Origin of the sequence: Rhodococcus sp. EPR-134 (assembly GCF_001647205.1) — a bacterium.
GTDB lineage: Bacteria > Actinomycetota > Actinomycetes > Mycobacteriales > Mycobacteriaceae > Rhodococcus_F > Rhodococcus_F qingshengii.
Genome location: NZ_LVCT01000202.1, coordinates 1 through 6,207, shown reverse-complemented (window position 1 = coordinate 6,207; position 6,207 = coordinate 1). Strand labels below are relative to the sequence as shown.

Sequence of the window (6,207 nt, the reverse complement as noted above, 5' to 3'; positions counted from 1 at the left end):
GGCGACCTGTCGGCCGACGACAACATCGTCGCGTACTGCCGCATCGGTGAGCGTTCCAGTCACACCTGGTTCGTGTTGACTCATCTTCTCGGCTACCCGAACGTTCGTAACTACGACGGTTCATGGACCGAGTGGGGCAATGCCGTGCGCGTCCCGATCGTCCAGGGCGAAGAGCCCGGCGCCGTTCCGTCCTCCGTATCGGCGTCATGAGCGCTCTTCCTTCGGCTCTGGCCGAGATCGTCGACGACTTCGCGGCCGTCGGCGCCTCGGACAAGCTCACCCTTCTTCTCGAGTTCAGCCGAGAGCTGCCGCCGTTGCCGGCGGAGCTCGAGCAGAGCGCGATGGAGCCGGTCCCCGAATGTCAGTCGCCGCTCTTCCTCTCGGTCGACGATTCGGATCGCGACAACGTCCGTCTGTACTTCAGCGCTCCCCCCGAGGCTCCCACGACGCGTGGTTTCGCATCGATCCTCGCGCAGGGGCTCGACGGCCACAGCGCCGACGAGATCCTCGGTGTACCCGACGACTTCTATTCGGCGCTCGGTCTCGCAGAAGCCGTGAGCCCGCTCCGTCTGCGCGGAATGTCGGCCATGCTCGCGCGCATCAAGCGGCACTTGCGGGGCTGAAAACATGGAGTTCACCGAACTGGCCGACTATGCGATTCCGGCCGGCGCACTCGTCGAATGGTTGCCGTGCGCAACCGGGCCCTGGGTTCCGGATCCGCGGCCCGTCTCCTACATTCACGAGGCACATCTCAACCGTTCCGCTGCAGGCGCAGGCGACAAGTCTTGGCTGGGAACAGCTTTCGAGATTTCCGGCCCGCTCGACGTCGATGCGTTCCGAGTCGCTCTCGGCCGGTGGATCGACCGTCACGAAGTTCTGCGCTCGCATACCGTCCTCGAACCCTCGAGCGGCGAGATCACCCGGCACACGGTCCCGCTCGGCGGAATCGACATCGGGGTCGTCAGCCACGGCTACGACGCGTCCAGCCAGGACAACTTCGACCACCTTCACCGCCTGTTCGACGATTACGCGTCCCCGCACAGTTGGCCGTCGTACGTCTTCGCGACGTTGACGCCCCGCGGTGGCGACGGTCCGTTCACCGTGTTCTTCGCGGCGGACCACTCGATCATCGACGGGTTCTCGATCGTGCTGGTCGCTCACGAGATCGCTGCTCTGTACCGCGAGGCCTCGACCGGTAGTGCTGCAAATCTGTTTCCGGTGGGCAGCTACGTCGATTTCGGTGCCGTCGAACGCGAGCAGATGGCCGACATGGAAGCCGAGAAGGCTGCGGTCGAGATCTGGCGAAAGGCTCTCGGCACGGACGGTCTACCCCAGTTCCCGCTACCGATCGGTGACCGTGGAACCGATTCTCAGAACGGCCTGTCGACCTGGCTGCTCGACGCCGACCAGTCCAAGGCCTTCAGTTCGACGTGTGCAGCCACCGGCGTGGGGTACTTCGCCGGACTTCTCGGCGGACTTGCCGCTGTAGGTCGCGAAGTCGCGGGATCCGATCGATTCGAGGTCGTGACGCCAGTTCACACCCGCAGCGCTCAGGAGTGGGCGGGTGCGCTCGGCTGGTTCGTCGGACTGTGCCCGGTCGAGTTCGCCGTTGGATCGGACTGTTCGTTCGGCGACCTCGCGACACGCGCCGCCGAATCCATCGCTTCGGTCAAGCCTGCCGCAGCTGTCCCGTTCGATCGGATCGGTGAGCACCTCGAAACCCCGATCCGACCGCGATTCGTCGTGTCCTACATGGACGTTCGCTTCGTGCCCGAAGCCGCACAGTGGCCCGAATGGAACGCCAGAGCACTTCGAAGCAAGGCATATACGCACGACGTCTACATCTGGATCAACCGCACACCCCAGGGACTCAACCTCGCGGTCAGGTACCCAGGCAACGAGACGGCGAACGCCGCGGTTCACGCCTACGTGGCCGCACTGCGCCGGACCATCGAAGAAATCGTCACCGAACCGGACGCCGCCGCCTCCGACAGCTACTCATCGGTAGTTTTCGAAACCGTTTCCTAAGCCGGAGTGGGCTTTAGCGATCCGGTTACAACCAGCGCCGAAGCGATGCATACACTCCGAAGTGATGCCAATCCCCCGATGGTGAAATCCCAGAGGAATACACCGCGGAGACAGACTATGCGAACCACAGGAGGCTCAGTGCCCAGTCATGCCAGCGCGCACATTACGAAGGTGCTTGTCGCGAACCGCGGTGAAATCGCGGTACGGGTCATCCGGGCGGCCAAGGATGCCGGCTACGGCAGCGTTGCCGTTTACGCCGAGCCCGATGCAGACGCGCAGTTCGTGAAGCTCGCAGACGAGGCATTTGCCCTCGGTGGACAGACGTCCGCCGAGTCCTACCTCGTGTTCGACAAGATCCTCGACGCAGCCAAGAAGTCCGGCGCCGACGCCATCCACCCCGGCTACGGTTTCCTCTCCGAGAACGCCGACTTCGCCCAGGCCGTCATCGACGCGAACCTCATCTGGATCGGTCCGTCACCGCAGTCCATCCGCGACCTCGGCGACAAGGTCACAGCACGCCATATCGCAGAACGCGCGAAGGCGCCGATGGCAGCCGGCACCAAGGATCCCGTCAAGGGCGCCGACGAGGTCGTCGCATTCGCCAAGGAATACGGCGTCCCGGTTGCGATCAAGGCTGCCTTCGGTGGCGGTGGACGCGGCATGAAGGTCGCCCAGACCATCGAGGAAATCCCCGAGCTGTTCGAGTCGGCCACCCGTGAGGCCATCGCAGCCTTCGGTCGCGGCGAGTGCTTCGTCGAGCAGTACCTGGACAAGGCCCGCCACGTCGAGGCTCAGGTCATCGCCGACCAGCACGGCAACGTCGTCGTCGCCGGTACCCGCGACTGCTCGCTGCAGCGTCGCTTCCAGAAGCTCGTCGAAGAGGCTCCCGCTCCCTTCCTGACGGACGACCAGCGTGCACGCATCCACGCATCCGCCAAGGCCATCTGCAAGGAAGCCGGCTACTACGGCGCCGGAACGGTCGAGTACCTGGTTCAGGGCGACACCATCTCCTTCCTCGAGGTCAACACCCGCCTGCAGGTCGAGCACCCCGTCACGGAAGAGACCGCGGGCATCGACCTCGTGCGTCAGCAGTTCCTCATCGCCAACGGCGAAGAACTCTCCATCAAGGAAGATCCCACCCCGCGTGGACACTCCTTCGAGTTCCGCATCAACGGCGAAGACGCCGGCCGCGGCTTCATGCCTGCCCCCGGCCCGGTCTCCGTCTACCGTGAGCCCACGGGCCCCGGCGTTCGCGTCGATTCCGGTGTCGTTGCCGGCGACGTCATCGGCGGACAGTTCGACTCCATGCTCGCCAAGCTCATCGTCACCGGCGCCACCCGCGAAGAAGCCCTCCAGCGGGCATCGCGCGCTCTGGCCGAGTTCGAGATCGACGGCCTCGCGACCGTTCTCCCGTTCCACCGCCACATCGTCGAGAACCCGGCGTTCATCGGTGACGGCGAGAAGTTCGACATCTACACCAAGTGGATCGAAACCGACTGGGTCAACCCCATCGAGCCGTACGCAGGCGCCGGTGCTCCCGTAGACGACGAGGATGAGGCTCTGCCGCGTCAGAACGTCGTCGTCGAGGTCGGTGGACGTCGCGTCGAGGTTTCCCTCCCGGGCCAGTTCTCGCTCGGCAACGGCGGCGGCGCTGCCTCCGGTGCGATCCGCAAGAAGCCGAAGGCGCGCAAGCGCGGCGGCGCCGGCGGAGGTGCAGCATCGGGTGACGCTGTCACGGCTCCGATGCAGGGCACCGTCGTCAAGGTTGCAGTGACCGAAGGCCAGGAAGTCGCAGAAGGCGATCTGATCGCCGTTCTCGAAGCCATGAAGATGGAAAACCCCGTCAACGCGCACAAGGCCGGTGTCGTCACCGGACTGTCCGTCGAGCCGGGTGCAGCAATCACGCAGGGAACGGTTCTCGCAGAACTGAAGTAGGGCCTCCGGCCCCGTGCGCCTTTCCGGTAGTCCCCACTACCGGAAAGGCGCACAGTCGTTTGAGTAGGCTGTAACGATGGCTGACGTCCCCGACATTCGCATCGGCACTGCAGAACGCGAGCAGGCACTCGATCTCCTGAGCGAGCACTTCGCCGCAGGCCGCCTCACCGTCACCGAGTTCGACGAGAGAAGCGGAATCGTCAGTGCCGCAACAACTCGCAGTGAACTCGTTCCGGTGTTCGCCGATCTTCCGGGCAACTACCAAGCGCCCGGCACCGCTCCCCTGTCGATGGTGACGCCTCCCGACGCACCGGCGGAGCGAGGCTTCAACCCCGACTGGTCCGGTCGCGTCATGGCCGTCGTCCCGATTCTCGCGGTGATCCTGTTCTTCGTCACCGGTACCTGGTTGTGGTTCCTCGCGATTCCCCTGGCCGGTGCGCTGCTGTTCGGTACCGACCGGGAACGCAAAGCCAAGCGCCGCCGCGAGCGGGACTCCGACTGATGGAGCCGATCGAGATCAACGCAGGCGGCTGGTATCTACGCGCACTGCGCGCAGACGAGCGTGTGGACGACCGCCCCGCCCTTGCCGATGGTGGTATCACCGACCCCGATTACGTGAGTCAGCGAAGCGCTCAGTGGCACGAAAACAGCGTCTACTCCTGGGCAGTGTGCCAACCCAACACCGGTGAGCTTCTCGCCGAGGTCGTTCTGACGCCTCTCGACTCCACCGCCCTGCTCACCGGCTGGGCCCGCGACGGGCACACCGAGGCGCTCACGACGGCCGCCGACGCCGTCACCAGGTTCGCCGAAGGTGCACTCGGACTCGTCGTCGTCGAGGGGCAGACGAATTGAAGAACAACCGATACTGGCCGTTGGCGATCGCCGTGGTCATTGCCCTGATCATGCTCTTCTCCCCGGGTTCCACCGTCCCGTCGAGCCCGGAGAACACCGACAAGATCACTCACACATTGATGTTCGCGGTATTGGCGATCACCTCGTTGCACGCCCGGATCCCTGCGTGGCTCGCCGCGGTGTGGCTCGTGATTTTTGCTGCGACGTCCGAGGTTCTTCAAGCAGCGCTGCCCATTTCGCGTTCCGGTTCGATCTGGGACGGCAGCGCCGACCTGCTCGGCATCGCCATCGGGATCGGTATCGTCAGCCTCGTGACGAGGCGACGAACTTCCCGCCGAGACGAGCCGAGCAGGTCCTGATCAGCTGAGCAGGTTGCTCCGCAATTGGTCCTGGGTCGACGCGTCGATCTTCAAGCCGTCGGTGAAGTAGGCCTCGATGGATCCGTGTACCTGCGCGAGCTCTGCCATCGACGCCTCCAGGTACTCGCGCCTGACACCGAGGACACCCTCGAGCAGGGTCGGGTCGATCCCCTTGGCCTCGAATCGCTCGAGGAGCGGCGCGAACATCGGCAACAAAATCTTGTTGGTTTCGAGGTAGTCCGCGAAGACCGCGTCCTCGGAGGCACCCAGGAACAGCAGTAACGCGGCCGCTGCCCAACCCGTGCGATCCTTGCCCGTGGTGCAGTGAATGAGTGCCGGCGAGCTGGGCGGCTGCGCCAAGTCGACGAACAGTTGCCGGTACGACGCGACCGCACTCGGCAAGGTCACGAAATCGCGGTAACTTCCCTGAAAGTACTCGAGCGCCTGGCCGCTGCCCAACGCTTCGGCAGCAAACGCCGGGTCGGCGATCATCTGCTGCATCTGAGCCGGAATGGCGCGATACTGCTTGTCCGCCAATACGTCCAGGCCGATTTCTCGGATACCGTCCGGCGTCAGATCCGGTGCCGTCTCGCGTTCGGATTCGGTGCGCAGATCGTAGATCGTGACGATGCCCAGATCGGCGAGGGTCTGTGCGCCGTCCGCACTGAGCGATGCCAGATCGGTGGAACGAAACACGCTCCCGGTGCGGACGGTGCCACCGAAGCTCGATTCGGGGCCACCGATGTCTCGGAGGTTCGCCAGGGACGGTACGACGGAAGACAGCTTCGGAGTATCGGTCATACCTGAGAATGTATCGGTCGCCGAGAAACCGTGATCGGGGAAGAGCAGCCGGAGAAATAAGATCGAGACACATCATCTCCCGTAATTGCTGCGCTACAGATCCGTAACATGCTCAAGTAATCCTGTGGACATGCCTACAACGAATTCCAGTGGTCTCGGAGCCTTCGATGCGCTCGGTGACCACCAGGCAGTCGCGGCGCTGCTCGAGTGTTGCCATTCCGCCGTGTGGGCA

8 protein-coding genes are annotated in these 6,207 nt (G+C 64.2%); 7 read left to right on the top strand and 1 reads right to left on the bottom strand.

What is annotated here, in order from left to right; all coding sequences use genetic code 11:
- From A2J01_RS09250 to A2J01_RS09220, 7 genes are all read left to right on the top strand, one after another.
- A partial coding sequence (locus tag A2J01_RS09250) for a sulfurtransferase (protein ID WP_269455297.1) occupies positions 1-210 on the top strand: 210 nt, incomplete at its 5' end.
- Complete coding sequence (locus tag A2J01_RS09245) at positions 207-623, top strand: SufE family protein (RefSeq protein WP_003940804.1); 417 nt, start codon at positions 207-209, stop codon at positions 621-623. The genes A2J01_RS09250 and A2J01_RS09245, both read left to right, overlap by 4 nt.
- Before the next feature lie 4 nt (positions 624-627).
- The gene (locus A2J01_RS09240) at positions 628-2,028 is read left to right on the top strand and encodes a condensation domain-containing protein (RefSeq protein ID WP_042449590.1); all 1,401 of its coding nucleotides are present in this window, start codon (positions 628-630) and stop codon (positions 2,026-2,028) included.
- 138 nt (positions 2,029-2,166) lie between these two features.
- The gene (locus A2J01_RS09235) at positions 2,167-3,963 is read left to right on the top strand and encodes an acetyl/propionyl/methylcrotonyl-CoA carboxylase subunit alpha (protein WP_030535031.1); all 1,797 of its coding nucleotides are present in this window, start codon (positions 2,167-2,169) and stop codon (positions 3,961-3,963) included.
- 76 nt (positions 3,964-4,039) lie between these two features.
- Entirely contained in the window at positions 4,040-4,465 is a 426-nt protein-coding gene (locus A2J01_RS09230; protein WP_003940708.1) for a DUF1707 SHOCT-like domain-containing protein, read from the top strand.
- The gene (locus A2J01_RS09225) at positions 4,465-4,815 is read left to right on the top strand and encodes a hypothetical protein (protein WP_003940792.1); all 351 of its coding nucleotides are present in this window, start codon (positions 4,465-4,467) and stop codon (positions 4,813-4,815) included. The genes A2J01_RS09230 and A2J01_RS09225 overlap by 1 nt, the downstream gene beginning before the upstream one ends.
- Positions 4,812-5,174 (top strand): VanZ family protein, encoded by a 363-nt coding sequence (locus tag A2J01_RS09220; protein WP_064112570.1) that lies wholly within the window; start codon positions 4,812-4,814, stop codon positions 5,172-5,174. Before A2J01_RS09225 ends, A2J01_RS09220 begins: the two co-directional genes overlap by 4 nt.
- Here the strand turns inward: A2J01_RS09220 and A2J01_RS09215 are convergent, their stop codons facing one another.
- Positions 5,175-5,975: a tyrosine-protein phosphatase gene (locus A2J01_RS09215; protein ID WP_007727222.1), complete on the bottom strand. Its 801-nt coding sequence runs from the start codon at positions 5,973-5,975 to the stop codon at positions 5,175-5,177. It lies immediately after the preceding gene.
- Between the last annotated feature and the right edge of the window lie 232 nt (positions 5,976-6,207).

Bases quoted from the DNA above. Each gene is read 5' to 3' on its own strand.
- A2J01_RS09245 (WP_003940804.1), top strand. From the start codon at position 207: ATGAGCGCTCTTCCTTCGGCTCTGGCCGAGATCGTCGACGACTTCGCG.
- A2J01_RS09230 (WP_003940708.1), top strand. From the start codon at position 4,040: ATGGCTGACGTCCCCGACATTCGCATCGGCACTGCAGAACGCGAGCAG.
- A2J01_RS09225 (WP_003940792.1), top strand. From the start codon at position 4,465: ATGGAGCCGATCGAGATCAACGCAGGCGGCTGGTATCTACGCGCACTG.
- A2J01_RS09215 (WP_007727222.1), bottom strand. From the start codon at position 5,975: ATGACCGATACTCCGAAGCTGTCTTCCGTCGTACCGTCCCTGGCGAAC.
- A2J01_RS09240 (WP_042449590.1), top strand. From the start codon at position 628: ATGGAGTTCACCGAACTGGCCGACTATGCGATTCCGGCCGGCGCACTC.